Genomic DNA, 17,391 nt, shown 5'->3' on the forward strand with positions numbered 1-17,391 from the left:
TTCGGCTACCGCGACGCCGACTCACCGCGCGCCTGTTTCGTCCCCTAGCTACTGTCCAGTAACATTGGCCGCAATTGCTGAGGTTCAGCGATGGTCACAAAGGAGGTCCGTGCGATGGAGGTCCTGGTCACCGGCGGGGACACCGATCTGGGCCGCACGATCGCGGGCGGTTTCCGCGACGCCGGACACCGGGTCGTGATCGCCGGCGCTCGGCGTGCCGACCTGGAGGTGGCCGCCAAAGAACTCGATGTCGACGCGCTCGTATTCGACAACACCGATCCCGCCAGCCTCGAAGAGGCCCGCGGACAGTTCCCCCACCATCTGGACACCATCGTCAACGTGCCCGCCGCGCGCTGGGACGCGGGCGATCCGCGCGCCTATTCGCTGGCCGAGCACGCAATGGCCTGGCGGCATGCGCTGGACGCCACTGTGCTTTCGGCGGTGCTGACCGTGCAGGTCCTGGGCGACCATCTGCGCTCCGGCGGGTCGATCGTGACCGTCATCCCCGCACCTCCGAGTGACGGCAGCGCCGAGGCGGCCATCAAGGCCGCGGTGGCGGACTGGACGTCCGGCCAGACCGGCCATTTCGGCACCCGTGGTATCACCGTCAACGCGATAGCCGCAGGCCGCAGCGCCGAACCGGGCTACGACGGCCTGTCCCGCACGACGCCGACGGTCGCCGAGGAGATCACCCGGCTGGCGCTATTCCTCACCACCCCGGCCGCCCGCCACATCACCGGGCAGACGCTGCACGTCAGCCAGGGCGCCGCGGCCAGCTGGGAATGAATCCGGCCGCGGCGCGGTAGAACTACTGCGTGAGCATTCGACTCGGACTTCAGATACCCAACTTCTCCTACGGCACCGGCGTCGCGCAGATCTTCCCCACTGTGATCGAGCAGGCGCAGGAAGCAGAGGCGGCCGGCTTCGACTCGGTCTTCGTGATGGACCACTTCTACCAACTACCCGGGCTCGGCACCCCGGATGCGCCGATGCTCGAGGCGTACACCGCGCTGGGCGGGCTGGCCACCGCCACCGAACGCGTGCAGCTGGGCACGCTGGTAACCGGCAACACCTACCGCAACCCGACCCTGCTGGCCAAGGCCATCACGACGCTCGACGTGATCAGCCAGGGCCGCGCGGTGCTGGGTATCGGCACCGGCTGGTACGAGCTCGAACACAACAGCCTCGGCTACGAGTTCGGCACCTTCACCGACCGGTTCAACAAGCTCGACGAGGCGCTGCAGATCATCCTGCCGATGATCGCCGGTGAGCGGCCCACCGTTTCGGGCAAGTACTACCGCGCCGAGGAGGCGATGGCCGAGCCGCGGCTGCGCGACCACATCCCGCTGATGATCGGCGGCAGCGGCGAGAAGAAGACCATTCCGCTGGCTGCCCGGCACTTCGACCACCTCAACATCATCGCCGGTTTCGACGAACTGCCCCGCAAGCTGCAGGTGGTCAAGGACCGCTGCGCCGAGATCGGCCGCGACCCAGCCACACTGGAGACCAGCATGCTCGTCGTCGCGATCATCGACGAAAACGTCACGGGCGACGTGATTCCCGACGACTACAAACAGCAGGCCGTCTACGGCAGCCCCGAGCAGGTGGTCGAGCAGCTGAAGACCAGAGTGTTCGACGCGGGCGTCGACGGCGTGATCTTGAGCCCGGTGACGAACCTCAACGGATATCAACCCGGTGGGGTCACCGCGGTCGGCGAGCTTCTCAAGCCGATTCTGGAAGGCTAACCTGAACGCCTGACGTGGGATATGCCACAGCTGACGGAATCGTCGATCCGAGGTTCAGGCCACTACCGTGGTGGGTAGAACTGCACGTGAAGCACCTTCGAGGAGCCCAATCATGAGCCATCCCGGAGCCACTGCATCTGATCGGCACAAAGTCGTCATCATCGGATCAGGGTTCGGCGGGTTGACCGCTGCCAAGCGGCTCAAGCGTGCCGACGTCGACGTCAAACTAATCGCCAAGACCAGCCACCACCTGTTCCAGCCCCTGCTGTACCAGGTCGCGACCGGCATCATCCCGTCGGGCGAGATCGCCCCGCCGACCCGGATGATCCTGCGCAAGCACAAGAACTGTCAGGTGCTGCTCGGCGATGTCACCAACATCGACCTCACCAAGCAGACCGTCACCTCGGAGTTGCTCGGCCACACCTACGTCACGCCGTTCGATTCGCTGATCGTCGCCGCCGGCGCCGGGCAGTCTTATTTCGGCAACGACCACTTCGCCGAATGGGCGCCCGGGATGAAGTCGATCGACGACGCGCTCGAGTTGCGGGGCCGCATCCTGACCGCGTTCGAACAGGCCGAACGGTCCAGCGACCCCGCCCGCCGGGAGAAGCTGCTCACGTTCACCGTCGTCGGCGCGGGACCGACCGGCGTCGAAATGGCCGGGCAGATCGCTGAATTGGCCGATCACACCCTCAAAGGTGCGTTCCGCCACATTGATTCGACCACCGCGCGGGTGATCCTGCTCGACGCCGCACCTGCCGTGCTGCCGCCGATGGGTGAGAAGCTCGGCAACAAGGCCAAGGCGCGGCTGGAGAAGATGGGCGTCGACATCCAGCTCAGCGCGATGGTCACCGACGTCGACCGCAACGGCATCACCGTCAAAGACGCCGACGGCACCATCCGGCGTATCGAATCGGCGACCAAGGTGTGGTCGGCCGGAGTGTCGGCCAGTCCGCTGGGCCGCGACCTCGCCGAGCAGTCCGGCGTGGAGATCGACAAGGCCGGCCGCGTCGTGGTGTTACCGGACCTGTCCATCCCCGGACACCCCAACGTCTTCGTGGTCGGCGATATGGCCTACGTCGAAGGGGTGCCAGGGCAGGCGCAGGGCGCCATCCAGGGCGGCAGGTACGCCGCCGACGCCATCAAGGGCCATATCAAGGGCGCCGACCCGGCGCAGCGCGAGCCGTTCCAGTACTTCGACAAGGGCTCGATGGCCACGGTGTCCCGCTTCTCCGCGGTCGCCAAGATCGGGCCGCTGGAGTTCGGCGGGTTCATTGCCTGGCTGGCCTGGCTGGTGCTGCACCTGGTCTACCTGGTCGGCTTCCGCCGCAAGCTCACCACGCTGGTGTCCTGGACCGTGACCTTCCTGTCCACCCAGCGCGGCAACCTCACGATCACCGAGCAGCAGGCCTACGCCCGCACCAGGATCGAAGAGCTCGAGGAGATCGCGGCATCGGTGCAGGACACGCAGAAAGCCGCGGTCTGACCACCGTTCAATGACCTTGTGCCGTCAAGGTACTCGCGTGCGCGGGTGTTCGCGTTGAATCTGCCTGCACACACCACAGGTTAATTTGTTCGTCACATACAGACATTTGGCAGAAACACAGCCGCTCTAACGTCCCCAAGCGAACAACCGCACGTTGTCTGCGGGACATATAGGGAAAGGCTGTTCATGCGACTTCTACGACGCTCAGTGCTGGTGGCCGGAAGCCTCGCCGCCGCAACGGGCCTGGTACTGGCAGGCTGCGGAAGCAAGGCAGGTGAATCAGGTTCGGCCAGCGCCGAGTCTTGTGTCGACACCTCGGGGCCCAGTGTCAAAGTCGGAGCGCTGAACTCACTTTCGGGCACCATGGCCATCTCAGAGGTGACCGTGCGAAACGCCATCGATCTGGCGGTCGAGCAGATCAACGCCGCCGGCGGCGTCATGGGCAAGCAGATCGAGCTGGTCGGTGAGGACGGGGCCTCCGAACCGACGGTGTTCGCCGAGAAGGCGGAGAAGCTGATCAGCAGCGACTGTGTTGCAGCGGTCTTCGGCGGCTGGACGTCCTCGTCGCGCAAGGCGATGCTGCCGGTGTTCGAAAGCGCAAACGCGCTGCTCTACTACCCGGTGCAGTACGAGGGCCTGGAGGCCTCCGACAACATCTTCTACACCGGGGCCACCACCAACCAGCAGATCGTGCCCGCGCTGGACTATCTCAAGGAGCAGGGCGTCACCTCCTTGTACCTGGTCGGCAGCGACTACGTCTTCCCGCAGACCGCCAACCGGATCATCAAGGCGTACGCCGTAGCCAACGGCATCGAGATCAAGGGCGGGGACTACACGCCGCTGGGCTCGACGGACTTCTCCACGATCGTCAACAAGGTTCGCACCGCCGACGCCGACGCGGTGTTCAACACCCTCAACGGTGACTCCAACGTGGCGTTCTTCCGCGAGTACCGAAACGTCGGCCTGACGCCGCAGGACATGCCCGTCGTGTCGGTATCGATCGCCGAGGAAGAGATCGGCGGTATCGGCGTGCAGAACATCACCGGTCAGCTGACCGCCTGGGACTATTACCAGACCATCGACAGCCCGGTCAACAATGCGTTCGTCAAGGCCTACAAGGACAAGTACGGCGCCGACAAGCCGACATCGGACCCGATGGAGGCGGCCTACGTCTCGGTCTACCTGTGGAAGAACACGGTCGAGAAGGCGAACTCGTTCGCGGTTCCTGACGTGCAGCAAGCTGCCGGCGGGGTCCAGTTCGACGCCCCGGAGGGCCTGGTGCAGATCGACGGTGACAACAACCACATCACCAAGACCGCCCGCATCGGAGAGATCCGCCCCGACGGGCTGATCTACACGATCTGGGAGTCGCCCGGCCCGATCGAGCCGGACCCCTACCTCGAGGGCTACCCGTGGGCGGCCGGCCTGTCCAGCTGAGCACCTTATGGATGTCCTGATCGGGCAGCTGGCAACGGGATTGAGCCTCGGCTCGATCCTGTTGCTGGCCGCGCTGGGCTTGTCGCTGACGTTCGGCCAGATGGGCGTCATCAACATGGCGCACGGCGAGTTCATCATGGCCGGCTGCTACACCGCCTACGTCGTGCAGCAGATCGTCTCCAACGCCGGTGCGTCGCTGCTGATCTCACTGCTGGTCGGTTTCCTCATCGGCGGTGCGCTCGGTGCACTACTGGAGACCACGCTGATCCGGCGGATGTACCACCGCCCCCTCGACACGCTGCTGGTGACGTTCGGCGTCGGGCTCGTGCTACAACAGGTCGCGCGCGACATCTTCGGCGCGCCCGCCGTCAACGTGGTCGCGCCGGCTTGGTTGTCCGGCGGGGTGGAGATGTTCGGCGCGGTGGTGCCCAAGACCCGGATCTTCATCCTGGTGCTGGCCGTCGCGTGTGTCGCGGCGCTGGCGGCCGCGCTGAAGTTCAGCCCGATGGGCCGGCGCATCCGCGCTGTGGTGGCGAACCGGGACCTGGCGGAGACCAGCGGCATCTCGTCGCGAACGACCGACGTCACAACGTTTTTCGTCGGCTCGGGGCTGGCGGCGGTGGCGGGGGTGGCGTTGACGCTGATCGGTTCGACCAGCCCCACCATCGGGCAGAGCTACCTGATCGACGCGTTCCTGGTGGTCGTGGTCGGCGGACTGGGCCAGCTCAAGGGAACGGTGATCGCCGCGTTCGGGCTGGGCCTGGTGAATTCGTTCCTCGAGTACAACAGCACCGCGTCGGTGGCCAAGGTGGTGCTGTTCGTGATCATCGTGATCTTCCTGCAGGTCCGTCCGCAGGGCCTGTTCACCGTCCGGACAAGGAGCCTCGCGTGAAAACCGTTCTGGGCCGCTGGCAGACCTGGGCCGGCTTCGGTCTCGCCGCCGTGCTGCTGTTCGCTGTGGCGCCCGCGGTGTTGTCGGAGTTCCGGCTCAGCCTGCTGGCCAAGTTCCTGTGCTTCGCGATCGTCGCGGTCGGCATCGGGCTGGCCTGGGGCCGCGGCGGCATGCTCGTGCTGGGCCAAGGGGTGTTTTTCGGCCTCGGCGGCTACATGATGGGCATGCACCTCAAGATCGCCGACGCACAGATCCGCGGCAACGACGTGCCGGACTTCATGCAGATCGCCGGGGTGCGTGAATTGCCCGGCTACTGGGTGCCGTTCGCCTCCCCCGCGTTCACGCTGGCCGCGATCGTGCTGGTGCCGACCGCCATCGCCGCCGCGTTGGGTTTCGGTGTGTTCAAACGCCGGGTCAAGGGCGCGTACTTCGCGATCCTGTCGCAAGCCCTGGCGGCCGCGCTGGCGATCCTGCTGGTCGGGCAGACCAGCCTGGGAGGCAGCAACGGGCTCAACAGGTTTCGCACCTTCTTCGGTTTCACGCTCAACGACCCGGTGAATCGGCGGATGCTGTACTTCATCGCCGCCGCGGTACTGCTGCTGGTGGTCGCGGTGGTGCGGCAGCTGGTGGTGAGCCGGTACGGCGAACTGCTGGTCGCCGTGCGCGACGGTGAGGAACGGGTGCGGTTCCTCGGCTACGACCCGGCCAACATCAAGGTGGTCGCGTATTCGGTCGCCGCGCTGTTCGCCAGCATCGCCGGCGCATTGTTCGCGCCGATCGTCGGGTTCATCGCGCCCTCACAGGTCGGCATCCTGCCGTCGATCGCGTTTCTGATCGGGGTGGCCATCGGCGGCCGCACCACGCTGTTGGGCCCGGTGCTGGGCGCCATCGGGGTCGCCTGGGCGCAAACGGTGTTCTCCGAACGGTTTCCCTCGGAGTGGACCTACGCCCAGGGCCTGCTGTTCATACTGGTCGTCGGTTTCATGCCCGCCGGGCTGGCCGGCCTGGGCGCGGTGTTCGCGCGGCGGCGGTTCCGCAAACCAAAGCCGCCGCCCGCGCCTGAACCGGCGGGGCAACCCGAACCCGCATCCGACAGCGACAAGGTGGGCGTGTCCACATGACGAGCGAAAAACCGGTCGCCGGCGGCAACGCCGGCATGGGCGCCGAGTATCTCGAGATCCGCGGGCTCACCGTCGATTTCGACGGCTTCAAGGCAGTCAGCGGCGTCGACCTCACCCTGTTCCAGGGTGACCTGCGGTTTCTGATCGGGCCCAACGGCGCAGGTAAGACTACGGTCATCGACGCGGTCACGGGCCTGGTCAGCGCCACCGGGTCGGTCAACAAGTCCGGGGTGGAGCTGCTCGGTAAGAAGGTGCACCAGATCGCCCGGCTCGGGGTGGGGCGCACGTTCCAAACCGCCAGCGTGTTCGAGCAGCTGACCGTGCTGCAGAACCTCGACATCGCCGCGGGCGCGGGCCGGTCGGCGTGGAAACTGCTGCGCCGCAGGCGCGGGGTGCTGCCCGAAATCGAAACCGCGCTCGACACGATCGGGTTGGCTGACTACGCCGACAAGCCGGCCGGGGCGCTGGCCCACGGCCAGAAGCAGTGGCTGGAGATCGGCATGCTGCTGGTGCAGAACGCCGACGTGCTGCTGCTCGACGAACCGGTCGCTGGCATGAGCCACGAAGAACGCGAAGAAACCGGAAACCTGTTGCGCCGCATCGGCGCACAGCGCACCGTCGTCGTGGTCGAACACGATATGGATTTCATGCGGGCCTTCGCCACCTCGGTGACCGTGCTGGCCCGCGGACAGGTCATCGCCGACGGAACGGTCGCCGAAGTCCAAGCCAACCCGAAGGTGCAGGAGGTCTACCTCGGCACCGCACTGGTCGAGGAGAACCACTGATGCTGCAACTCGTCGACGTCCGCAGCGGTTACGGCCGCTCCGAGGTCATCCACGGCGTCAGCATCGAGGTGCCCAGCGAGGGCGTGGCGGCGGTGATGGGCCACAACGGCGCGGGTAAGACCACGCTGCTACGCGCAGCGGTCGGACTGCTCAAATGTGCCGCGGGCAAAGTGCTCTTCGACGGCGAAGACATCACCAAGCTGCGTCCGAGCGTGCGGGTGGGCCGCGGCCTCGCCTACGTGCCGCAGGGCCAGCAGTCCTTCGGACAGCTGACCACCATGGAGAACCTTCAGGTCGTCGCCGACGGGCGCAAGAACGGCAAACAGCGCATCGATGAACAACTCGACCTGTTTCCGGCTCTGCGAGAAGTGCTGTACCGCAAGGCCGGTCTGCTTTCAGGTGGGCAACGTCAGCAGCTCGCGATCGCCCGCGCGTTGATCACGGCTCCCCGATGCCTGATCCTCGACGAGCCGACCGAGGGTATCCAGCCCTCGGTGGTGGCCGAGATCGAATCCGCGATCACCGATCTCACCAACCGCGGAAACCTCGGTGTGCTGCTCGTCGAACAACACATCGGCTTCGCGCTGGAGTCCTCGCAGCGCTACTACATTCTGGAAGCCGGACGGCTCACCTCCAGCGGCACCGGCGGCTCGGCCTCGGAAACCGATGTGCGCGCCGCGATGGCGATCTAGAGCCGCTCCCCCTGCCAGGTGGCCAGGCAGCCGCCGCCGGCCAGGGCCAACGGTAGCCCCGCGGTGTCGGCGCAGCCGTTCGGATAGTGCAGTTCGCTGACACAGGCCATCGGCGCGCCGAGATCGTCGTCGGTCACCGAGCCGCTGCCCAGCTCGATGCGGTGGCGCAGCAACGGCGAACCGTCAACGTCGGCGTGCAACGCTCCCGACCAGAACCCCTGGCACTCACCAGATCTGCCGATCTGCACCCGCTCCCGCAGCCGGACCCGGCCCGGCCCGGTCAATTCCAGGTGGGTGGCGGTGAGGTGGCGCGACGTCGCGGCGACGACGGTGGGCTCCGGATCGAGGTCGAGATCCCCGGCGACCTCGAGGTTCCACACCGCGCGCGATTCGACCGTCGACGGACCCGGCAGCGTCACCGTTGCCGCCGTCGTGCGCACCCGCAGCCGCGCGCCCGCTTCGACGACGACGCGCACCGCCAGCGTGTCACCGCCCAACGGGGTGGCCGCGGCCGACACCAGGTGCACGGTGTCGGCCTCGGTGTGGCGTGCCGCCAGCGCCCCCGTGCACTCGATCCGCGCCCGGCGGCCGGGGCTGGCGATGATCACCACGTCAGAGCGCACTAGACCGGCACCTGCAGCTGCTGGCGCACCCAGGCCAGAACCGGCGTCGCCGCCGGGTCCTCGGTCAGCGAGATCAACACCGTGGGACGCTCACCGCGTACGGCGGCGGCGTCGCGGCGCATCACGTCGAGGTCGGCGCCGACTAGCGGGGCAAGGTCGATCTTGTTGACCACCAACAGATCCGAGTACGTCACACCGGGGCCACCTTTGCGCGGCACCTTGTCGCCACCGGCCACGTCGATGACGAAGACCTGGACGTCGACGAGACCCGAGGAGAACGTGGCGGTCAGGTTGTCACCGCCGGACTCGACCAGGATCAGGTCGAGCCGCTCCGCCGGGCCCGAGTTGGCCGCGATGAGGTCGTCGATGGCGTCGAGGTTGGCGGTGATGTCGTCGCGGATGGCGGTGTGCGGGCAGCCGCCGGTCTGCACCGCCGCGATGCGTGCATCGGGGAGCACTGCATGCCGGCGCAGAAAGTCGGCGTCCTCGGTGGTGTAGATGTCGTTGGTCAGCACCGCCAACGACAGGTCATCGCGCAGCTGCCTGCACAGTGCGGCGACCAGCGCCGTCTTGCCCGAGCCGACGGGTCCGCCGACCCCGATGCGCAGCGGCTCCCTCGGCTGCCGCAGGCGCTTGGGCCGGTCGAGGTGAGCGTGGGGCTGACCGTCGAGGAAATGCGGTGGCATGGTGCGCCTTTCAGGAGGCAAACAGCGGGCGTTCGCGTTGGCTGTGCCTTTCGGCCAGCACGTCGAGCAGCGGATCGGACAGTTCGGCCAGCTCCTTAGCGGCCTCGGCGGCGAGTTGGTCACACAGCGGCGCCAATTCGAACGTCACAGCCGCGACGTCACCGGGGTCCAGGGCCAGCAGCCGCTGCGCGGCGGTGGCCGAACCGGTCATCGTCGTGTAGATCACCGACAGCGCGGTGTGTTCGGGCACCATGTCGGCGGCGGCCCCCACCACGCCCGCCGCAACCGCCAGGTGCGGGGTGCTGCCAAGCCGGCGCCATTCGACGTCAGACCACACCTGCCGCGCCAGGCGGACCAGACCGCGGCCCTGGGCGCGGGAGGCCTGGCGTGCCGCCGGAGCCGGTGTGCGGGCGTCGGTTTCGCGGTCGGCGGCCTCGACGTCGAGCCGGGCGCTGTGCACCGCCGCCGCGACCGACGCCGCCACCAGGCCGTGGGTGCGGACGCGGCGGCGCAGAAACGCCCGCAGCGTCGCGAGGTCGCGCACTCGTCCCTCGGCGACGGCCTGCTCGACGCCGCCGGAGTGCACGTGCCCGCCGGTCGGCAGCCGCGAGTCCGCCAGCGTCAACAGCGTCGCGAGGTTGGTCATCAGAACAGGAAGTACCGCTGCGCCATGGGAAGTTCGGCGGCCGGATCCGCACGCCACACGTCGCCGTCGATGCGCACGGTGAACGTGTCCGGATCGACCTCGATGTCGGGCAGCGCGTCGTTGAGCGGCAGATCGGCTTTACCCACCGCGCGTACATCCTTGACCGCGACCATTCGGCGGGCGACGGCGAGCCGGTCCGCCAGCCCGTCCTCGACGGCCTGCGGGGACACGAAGTGCACCGACGTGGTCGCCGCCGACACCGGCGCAGCGCCGAACATGGGCCGCGGCAGCACCGGCTGCGGGGTCGGTATCGACGCATTGGCGTCTCCCATTGCGGCCCAGGCGATCATGCCGCCCTTCAGCACGGCGTGCGGTCGCACCCCGAAGAACGCCGGCTCCCACAACACGAGGTCGGCCAGCTTGCCCACCTCGACCGAACCCACCTCGTCGTCGAGGCCGTGCGCGATGGCCGGGCAGATCGTGTACTTGGCGACATAGCGGCGCACCCGGTTGTTGTCGGCGCCTGCGGTGTCACCCGGCAGGGCGCCCCGGCGGCGTTTCATCACATGCGCGGTCTGCACGGTGCGGATGACCACCTCCCCGATCCGTCCCATCGCCTGCGCGTCGCTGCCGATCATCGAGATCGCGCCGATGTCGTGCAGCAGGTCCTCGGCGGCCATCGTCGACGGGCGGATCCGGCTCTCGGCGAATGCGAGGTCTTCTGGCACAGCGGGATTGAGGTGATGGCACACCATCAGCATGTCGAGGTGCTCGTCGAGGGTGTTGACGGTGTGGGGCCGGGTCGGGTTCGTCGAACTGGGCAGCACGTGCGGCTGTGCCGCCACCGTGATGATGTCGGGTGCGTGCCCACCGCCCGCGCCCTCGGTGTGGTAGGCGTGGATCGAGCGTCCGTTGATCGCGCCGATCGTGTTCTCGACGAAACCGGCTTCGTTGAGTGTGTCCGAGTGCAGCGCCACCTGCACCCCGGCCGCATCGGCGACGGTCAGGCAGGCGTCGATCGCCGCAGGCGTCGATCCCCAGTCCTCGTGCAACTTGAAACCCGAAGCGCCACCGCGCAACTGCTCCCACATCGCCTCGGCGCTGACGGTGTTGCCCTTGCCCAGCAACGCGATGTTGAGCGGCCAGGAATCCAGCGACTCCAGCATCCGTCCCAGATGCCACGCACCAGGGGTGACCGTGGTGGCCTTGCTGCCTTCGGCGGGCCCGGTGCCGCCGGCGATCACGGTGGTGACGCCGGAGCCGATCGCCTCCGACATCAACTGCGGACAGATCAGGTGCACGTGGCAGTCGATACCGCCAGCCGTGACGATGCGGCCGTTTCCTGCGATGATCTCCGTCGACGGTCCGACCACCAGGTCGGGGTGCACGCCCGCCATGATGTCGGGGTTGCCCGCCTTGCCGATCGCCACGATGCGCCCGTCACGAATTCCGATGTCGGCCTTGATGATTCCCCAGTAGTCGATGATGACCGCGCCGGTGATCACGGTGTCGGGCGCACCGTCGGCCCTGGTGGCTCGGGCCTGCCCCATCGACTCGCGCAACACCTTGCCGCCGCCGAACACCGCCTCGTCACCGGCCAGATCTGGGCCGCCGCTGCGGTCCTCGGTGATCTCGACGAACAGATCGGTGTCGGCCAACCGGATGCGGTCGCCCGTGGTTGGACCGAACAGCGCGGCGTACCGAGGCCGCGACAGCCGGGTCATGACGCGTCCAGACGGCCCGGAGGCGACAGCGTCAACCCGTGCACTTCGCGTGAACCGGACAGCGGCACCAGCGTGACCTGTTGGGCGACACCGGGTTCGAAGCGCACCGCGGTGCCAGCAGGGATATCGAGCCGGTTTCCGTGCGCGGCGGCGCGGTCGAACTCCAGCGCCGCGTTGGCCTGCGGCAGGTGCACATGGCTGCCAACCTGCACAGGGCGGTCACCGGTGTTGACCACTTCGATCTCGAGACGGGTTGCGCCGACGTTGATCTCGATGTCGCCGGCGCCGAATACGATCTCGCCGGGCACCATGGGCCCGCTCACGAGATCGGGTGGTGGACGGTGACCAGCTTGGTGCCGTCCGGAAACGTCGCCTCCACCTGGACATCCTCGAGCATCTCGGGCACCCCTTCCATGACGTCGTCGCGGCGCAGCACCTCACGACCGCTGACCATCAATTCCGCAACCGTGCGGCCGTCACGGGCGCCCTCGAGGATGTGGTCGGTGATCACGGCGACCGCCTCGGGATGGTTGAGCAGCAGGCCGCGGGCCTGTCGCCGCCGCGCCAACTCGGCGGCATACGACAGCAGCAGCAGATCCTGTTCATGCGGCGTTAAGCGCATAGTCGGCGATATTGCCATGCCTCCGCCGGCGCGGCAGCGCGAGCGACGTGTGTGTTACTCCGCGGGCATGTTCTGCAGCCGCACCTGCCCACGGGCGACGACGCGGTCGCGCTCGTCGGTGATGGTGATCTGCCACAGCTGTTGGCGTCGTCCGCGGTGGATCGGGGTGGATACCGCGGTGACCGCGCCCGAGGAGATGGCGCGCAGGAAGTCGGTGTTGTTGTTGACCCCGACCACGTGGCCGCCGCCGTTTTCGGCGAGCCAGAGCTGGCCGGACACACTGGCCAGGCTCTCGACGATCGCGCAGTACACGCCGCCGTGCACGATGCCCCCGGGCTGTAGCAGCTTTTCGTCGATGGTCAGCCGCGCCGTTCCGCCGTCAGCGCTGAGGTCGGCATAGGTCAAACCCAGTGCGTTGTCGAATCCCTTGCCGAGATCGGCCATGTCGATGCTCACGCGAACGTGTCTACACGTGCTCGCCGACGCCCTGTCCGCAGGGGTAGTGGCATGATCGTCGGGCATGACCAAGAGCGCAAAAGATCTGGTGGCCGCCGCCAACGCGGTGGTGCCGCACATCTCCTATGCCGAGGCGTCCGAGATTATCGCCAATGGCAACACCCTGGTCGTCGACGTACGCGACGCACCCGAGGTCGAGCAGAGCGGCAAGGTGGCCGGCGCCGTGCACGTCCCGCGCGGCATGTTGGAGTTCCGGGCCGACCCTGAGTCGCCGTACCACGACGACAACTTCTCGAAGGACAAAACCGTGATCGTGTACTGCGCCTCCGGTGGGCGTTCGGCGCTGTCCGGTCAGGCGCTCAAGGAACTCGGCTACGAGCAGGTGTACAACCTGGGCGGTTTCGGCGACTGGGCCGAAAGCGGCGGTGCCGTAGAGAAGGCATAGCCAAGAGACTCGGACGGGCCCCACACCAGCGGTGTGGGGCCCGTCCTTGATGTGGACCGGGAGTCTCTGCAGCCCTCAGGACTCCGGCGCGGTCCGGTGGTCGACGTCAATGACCGGATTCAGGATAGGCAAGGCTTGCCTAATTAAGCAAGACCTTCGCTCCGGAAACCCGGGGCGTTCCGCGGACCGGCAGCCCGAAGCCGACGAAGGCGTCGAGCACGGCCTGTCCGCGCTGCATGGCGGTCAGCTCACTGGACCCCGCCAGCAGTGGCACCAGGGTCGCGGCGCTCACCACTGCCGTGCCCACGACATGCCACATGGATGCCGCCGACATCGCCCCGTGGCTGACGGCGGCCAGCTTGGTGAACAGCGGCTCGAGGGCGCGGTGGCTGCGGTGGGCCACCCACGTCGTCAGCGCCGCCTCGCTCGGCAACGCCACGATCCCGTCGCTCACCGCCCTGCCGTTATCGAAATACGGATCGTCGGGCAGCGTCCGCACCGTCGGATCCGCGACACCGACCCAGTCGATCGCACCTTCGGAATCGACATGCACCCAGAGGTTCTCCAGGCCGGGGTCCCAAGCCCGCCCCTCCAACACCAGAAGCGGTATCACCCGCCCGACGACGACGTGGGCCAGCGTCGCGGCCAACTGGTGGGTCACCGCCGTCGGGCTGTCGGTCTCCGCATTGGCCAGATCGAACATGTTCTGCAGACGGTCTGTGGTCAACGCCTCAGTCAATGGCCACCATCGCCGGCGCGACAGGTCCCCCATCACCGCGACGCCGTAAACCCGCGGACATTCGGGATAGAGCTCACGCAGGCGTCGGCTCGATTCGTGCAGTGGCAGCGGCCGCCTGATCGCCATGCTGGCGATGAGCGGATCGTCGACCGCAACTGTCATGCGCACCTCCCGTTGTAACTTAGGTTAGCCTTACTATAGTCATCCGTGGAGTGTCGGCTAGACCCTGTGATTGGACTCACAGCGCGGTCAGAAGCGGTGGTGAGCACCGTCGGAAATCGCGCGGGAGGACATAAATTCCGAACCTCCGCAGTTGGATACGACACACCGTAGTAAACCCGTAGTAAGCTGGCTTTACTGTCTCTAGGAGAGAACATTCGCATGCCCAAACTGACGCGGCTGGGGGACCTCGAACGCGAGGTGATGGACCATCTGTGGTCCGCACCGGAGCCCCAGACCGTGCGCCAGGTCCACGAGGCGTTGTCGGCGCGGCGCGATTTGGCCTACACCACGATCATGACCGTGCTGCAGCGGCTTGCGAAGAAGAACCTCGTCGTGCAGCACCGCGACGACCGCGCTCACCGCTACGCACCCACGCACGGCCGCGACGAACTGGTCGCCGGGTTGATGGTCGACGCACTCGACCAGGCCGCGGACTCCGGAAGTCGCGAGGCCGCGCTCGTCCACTTCGTCGAACGAGTCGGCGCCGATGAGGCGGCGGCATTGCGCCGGGCGCTGGCCGATCTGGAAGACAACGACGGCATTTCGCGGCTCGCTGGCCATTCAGGCGCTGACTGAGAGACACTGACAGCGTGTCCGCGCTGGCCTTCACCGTTCTGGCGCTGGTCCTGTCCGGACCAGTGCCTGCGATGCTGGCCCGCGCCGCCTGGCCGATGCGCGCGCCGCGGGCGGCCATCGTGTTGTGGCAGGCGATCGCCCTCGCTGCCGTGCTCTCGGCGTTCTCCGCAGGTATCGCCATCGCCAGCCGGCTTTTCGAACCCGGCCCCGACGGTCGGCCGACCGCAACGGTGGTCAGCGAAATCGCCGTGCTGGGTTGGCCGTTGTGGACCGTCTACGTGGTGGTTTTCGCGATCACGCTGGTGATCGGGGCACGGCTGATCGTCTCCGTGCTCCAGGTCGCCGTCGCCACCCGGCGCCGACGCGCACATCACCGCATGGTCGTCGACCTGGTCGGCAAATCCCAGACATGCCGTCACCATCCGACCGCGGGCTACGGGCTGCGCATCCTCAGCGTGGCTCAACCGCTGGCTTACTGTCTGCCCGGTGTGCGCAGCCGGGTGGTTGTCAGCGAGGGCACGCTGAGCGCGTTGGCGGACAACGAGTTTGCCGCAATCCTGTCCCATGAACGTGCGCATCTGCGGGCCCGCCACGACTTGGTGCTGGAGATGTTCACCGCGGTGCATGCCGCGTTCCCGCGGTTCGTCCGCAGCGCCAGCGCGCTGGGCGCGGTCCGGCTGCTGATCGAGATGCTGGCCGATGACGCCGCGGTGCGCACCGCAGGCCCGACTCCCCTGGCCCGGGCGCTGGTGGCCTGCGCGGGCGGGCACACGCCCTCGGGTGCGCTGGCCGCCGGCGGGCCGACGACACTGCTTCGCGTGCGCCGCCTGGGCGGCCGCGGTAACAGCCTGGCGTGGAGCATCGCGGCGTATCTGGCCGCCGCGGCGGTGCTGGTGGTGCCGACCTATGCGGTGGCGCTGCCCTGGCTGACCGAACTGCACCGGCTCTTCACCGGGTAGCCGGATAGGTCGCGTAGCGTTTCTCCGTTACACCAAGCGAAACAACGAAAGGCTGCCTGCATGAGCTCGTCGGACGTGTCCTCCCCAGCTGCCACCACAGGCACCGCGCAGATCGGGGTGACCGGCCTGGCGGTGATGGGCTCGAACATCGCGCGCAACTTCGCGCGGCACGGCTACACCGTCGCGCTGCACAACCGCTCGGTCGCCAAAACCGATGCGTTGCTGGCCGAACACGGTTCCGACGGCAAGTTCGTCCGCACCGAGACCATCGCCGAATTCCTTGCTGCCCTGGAGAAACCGCGCCGGGTGTTGATCATGGTCAAGGCCGGTGAAGCGACCGACGCCGTGATCAACGAGCTCGCGGACGCGATGGATGAAGGCGACATCATCATCGACGGCGGCAACGCGCTCTACACCGACACCATCCGGCGGGAGAAGGCCATGCGCGAGCGCGGCCTGCACTTCGTCGGCGCGGGCATCTCCGGCGGTGAGGAGGGCGCGCTCAACGGGCCCTCGATCATGCCGGGTGGCCCCGCCGAGTCATACAAGTCGCTGGGCCCGTTGCTCGAGGAGATCTCCGCGCACGTCGACGGTGTGCCGTGCTGCACCCACATCGGCCCCGACGGGGCAGGCCATTTCGTGAAGATGGTGCACAACGGCATCGAGTACTCCGATATGCAGCTCATCGGGGAGGCCTATCAGCTACTGCGCGACGGGCTGGGCAAGTCGGCGGGCGAGATCGCCGACGTGTTCGACGAATGGAATTCCGGTGATCTGGACAGCTTTCTGGTCGAGATCACCGCGAAGGTGCTGCGCCAGGTCGACGCCAAGACCGAAAAGCCGCTGGTCGACGTCATCGTCGACGAGGCCGAACAGAAGGGCACCGGCCGGTGGACGGTTAAGTCTGCGCTGGACCTGGGTGTGCCGGTGACAGGTATCGCCGAGGCGGTGTTCGCTCGCGCGCTGTCGGGTTCGGTCGCCCAGCGGCAGGCCACCACCGGGCTGGCCTCCGGCGACCTGGGTCAAAACCCGAGTGACGCAGGCAAATTCACCGAGGATGTGCGCCAGGCGCTGTACGCGTCGAAGATCATCGCGTACGCGCAGGGCTTCAACCAGATCCAGGCGGGCAGCGCCGAGTACGGCTGGAACGTCGCCCCCGGTGACTTGGCCACCATCTGGCGCGGCGGCTGCATCATCCGCGCCAAGTTCCTCAACCGGATCAAGGACGCCTACGACAGCGAGCCGCATCTGGCCACGCTGATCGCGGCGCCGTACTTCCGCAGCGCGGTCGAGTCGGCGATCGACAGCTGGCGGCGCGTCATCGTCACCGCCACCCAGCTGGGCATCCCGATCCCCGGGTTCGCATCGGCGTTGTCCTACTACGACGCGCTGCGCACTGAGCGGCTGCCCGCCGCGCTGATCCAGGGTCTGCGCGACTACTTCGGCGCCCACACCTACGCACGCATCGACGCCGACCGCGACCAGAAGTTCCACACGCTGTGGAGCGGCGACCGCACCGAGGTGCCCGCCTGACT

General features: G+C 67.4%; 20 protein-coding genes. 12 read left to right on the forward strand and 8 right to left on the reverse strand.

Annotated features, from left to right (window positions below; genetic code table 11):
• The first annotated feature begins 114 nt into the window (after positions 1-114).
• The 8 genes from ABQF13_RS17120 (at position 115) to urtE (ending at position 8,158) form a co-directional block, all read left to right on the forward strand.
• A complete protein-coding gene (locus ABQF13_RS17120; RefSeq protein WP_448394082.1) occupies positions 115-786 on the forward strand; it encodes an SDR family oxidoreductase in 672 nt (223 codons plus the stop codon).
• 29 nt (positions 787-815) lie between these two features.
• Positions 816-1,745, forward strand: a complete 930-nt coding sequence (locus tag ABQF13_RS17125) for an LLM class F420-dependent oxidoreductase (RefSeq protein WP_448393966.1) — start codon at positions 816-818, stop codon at positions 1,743-1,745.
• Positions 1,746-1,857: 112 nt separating this feature from the next.
• On the forward strand, positions 1,858-3,231 hold the full coding sequence (locus ABQF13_RS17130; RefSeq protein WP_448393967.1) for a type II NADH:quinone oxidoreductase Ndh: 1,374 nt from the start codon (positions 1,858-1,860) through the stop codon (positions 3,229-3,231).
• Positions 3,232-3,417: 186 nt separating this feature from the next.
• A complete protein-coding gene (gene urtA, locus ABQF13_RS17135; protein ID WP_448393968.1) occupies positions 3,418-4,668 on the forward strand; it encodes an urea ABC transporter substrate-binding protein in 1,251 nt (416 codons plus the stop codon).
• Between the two features lie 7 nt (positions 4,669-4,675).
• The gene (gene urtB, locus ABQF13_RS17140; RefSeq protein WP_448393969.1) at positions 4,676-5,560 is read left to right on the forward strand and encodes an urea ABC transporter permease subunit UrtB; all 885 of its coding nucleotides are present in this window, start codon (positions 4,676-4,678) and stop codon (positions 5,558-5,560) included.
• Positions 5,557-6,681 carry an urea ABC transporter permease subunit UrtC gene (gene urtC / locus ABQF13_RS17145; protein ID WP_448393970.1) on the forward strand — a complete coding sequence of 375 codons (1,125 nt, stop codon included), beginning with the start codon at positions 5,557-5,559 and terminating at the stop codon, positions 6,679-6,681. The genes urtB and urtC overlap by 4 nt, the downstream gene beginning before the upstream one ends.
• Positions 6,678-7,466, forward strand: coding sequence for an urea ABC transporter ATP-binding protein UrtD (gene urtD, locus ABQF13_RS17150; protein ID WP_448393971.1), 789 nt, complete (start codon positions 6,678-6,680; stop codon positions 7,464-7,466). The genes urtC and urtD overlap by 4 nt, the downstream gene beginning before the upstream one ends.
• Complete coding sequence (urtE, locus tag ABQF13_RS17155; RefSeq protein WP_448393972.1) at positions 7,466-8,158, forward strand: urea ABC transporter ATP-binding subunit UrtE; 693 nt, start codon at positions 7,466-7,468, stop codon at positions 8,156-8,158. The genes urtD and urtE overlap by 1 nt, the downstream gene beginning before the upstream one ends.
• On the opposite strand, the gene ABQF13_RS17160 is transcribed toward urtE, so the two are convergent.
• From ABQF13_RS17160 to ABQF13_RS17190, 7 genes are read right to left on the reverse strand one after another with little or no spacing between them, the layout of a single operon-like run.
• Positions 8,155-8,781, reverse strand: coding sequence for an urease accessory protein UreD (locus ABQF13_RS17160; RefSeq protein ID WP_448393973.1), 627 nt, complete (start codon positions 8,779-8,781; stop codon positions 8,155-8,157). The genes urtE and ABQF13_RS17160 overlap by 4 nt on opposite strands.
• A complete protein-coding gene (gene ureG / locus ABQF13_RS17165; RefSeq protein WP_448393974.1) occupies positions 8,781-9,467 on the reverse strand; it encodes an urease accessory protein UreG in 687 nt (228 codons plus the stop codon). The genes ABQF13_RS17160 and ureG overlap by 1 nt, the downstream gene beginning before the upstream one ends.
• 10 nt (positions 9,468-9,477) lie before the next feature.
• On the reverse strand, positions 9,478-10,113 hold the full coding sequence (locus ABQF13_RS17170; RefSeq protein WP_448393975.1) for an urease accessory protein UreF: 636 nt from the start codon (positions 10,111-10,113) through the stop codon (positions 9,478-9,480).
• Positions 10,113-11,837, reverse strand: coding sequence for an urease subunit alpha (locus tag ABQF13_RS17175; protein ID WP_448393976.1), 1,725 nt, complete (start codon positions 11,835-11,837; stop codon positions 10,113-10,115). The genes ABQF13_RS17170 and ABQF13_RS17175 overlap by 1 nt, the downstream gene beginning before the upstream one ends.
• Positions 11,834-12,148 (reverse strand): urease subunit beta, encoded by a 315-nt coding sequence (locus tag ABQF13_RS17180; RefSeq protein WP_448394083.1) that lies wholly within the window; start codon positions 12,146-12,148, stop codon positions 11,834-11,836. The genes ABQF13_RS17175 and ABQF13_RS17180 overlap by 4 nt, the downstream gene beginning before the upstream one ends.
• 8 nt (positions 12,149-12,156) lie before the next feature.
• Entirely contained in the window at positions 12,157-12,459 is a 303-nt protein-coding gene (locus ABQF13_RS17185) for an urease subunit gamma (RefSeq protein WP_448393977.1), read from the reverse strand.
• Between the two features lie 54 nt (positions 12,460-12,513).
• Positions 12,514-12,903 (reverse strand): PaaI family thioesterase, encoded by a 390-nt coding sequence (locus ABQF13_RS17190; RefSeq protein ID WP_448394084.1) that lies wholly within the window; start codon positions 12,901-12,903, stop codon positions 12,514-12,516.
• A gap of 76 nt (positions 12,904-12,979) precedes the next feature.
• Between ABQF13_RS17190 and ABQF13_RS17195 the strand changes: the two genes are divergently transcribed.
• Complete coding sequence (locus ABQF13_RS17195; protein WP_448393978.1) at positions 12,980-13,360, forward strand: rhodanese-like domain-containing protein; 381 nt, start codon at positions 12,980-12,982, stop codon at positions 13,358-13,360.
• A gap of 139 nt (positions 13,361-13,499) precedes the next feature.
• On the opposite strand, the gene ABQF13_RS17200 is transcribed toward ABQF13_RS17195, so the two are convergent.
• Entirely contained in the window at positions 13,500-14,261 is a 762-nt protein-coding gene (locus ABQF13_RS17200; RefSeq protein ID WP_448393979.1) for an iron reductase, read from the reverse strand.
• A 219-nt stretch (positions 14,262-14,480) separates the two neighbouring features.
• Here ABQF13_RS17200 and ABQF13_RS17205 point away from each other — a divergent pair, with 219 nt between their 5' ends.
• The 3 genes from ABQF13_RS17205 to gndA are packed head-to-tail and all read left to right on the forward strand — an operon-like array spanning position 14,481 to position 17,389.
• Positions 14,481-14,897, forward strand: a complete 417-nt coding sequence (locus ABQF13_RS17205) for a BlaI/MecI/CopY family transcriptional regulator (RefSeq protein ID WP_448393980.1) — start codon at positions 14,481-14,483, stop codon at positions 14,895-14,897.
• 14 nt (positions 14,898-14,911) lie between these two features.
• Positions 14,912-15,856 (forward strand): M56 family metallopeptidase, encoded by a 945-nt coding sequence (locus ABQF13_RS17210; protein ID WP_448393981.1) that lies wholly within the window; start codon positions 14,912-14,914, stop codon positions 15,854-15,856.
• A gap of 60 nt (positions 15,857-15,916) precedes the next feature.
• On the forward strand, positions 15,917-17,389 hold the full coding sequence (gene gndA / locus ABQF13_RS17215) for an NADP-dependent phosphogluconate dehydrogenase (protein ID WP_448393982.1): 1,473 nt from the start codon (positions 15,917-15,919) through the stop codon (positions 17,387-17,389).
• Positions 17,390-17,391: the final 2 nt, after the last annotated feature.

Source organism: Mycolicibacterium sp. XJ879, from assembly GCF_053483935.1.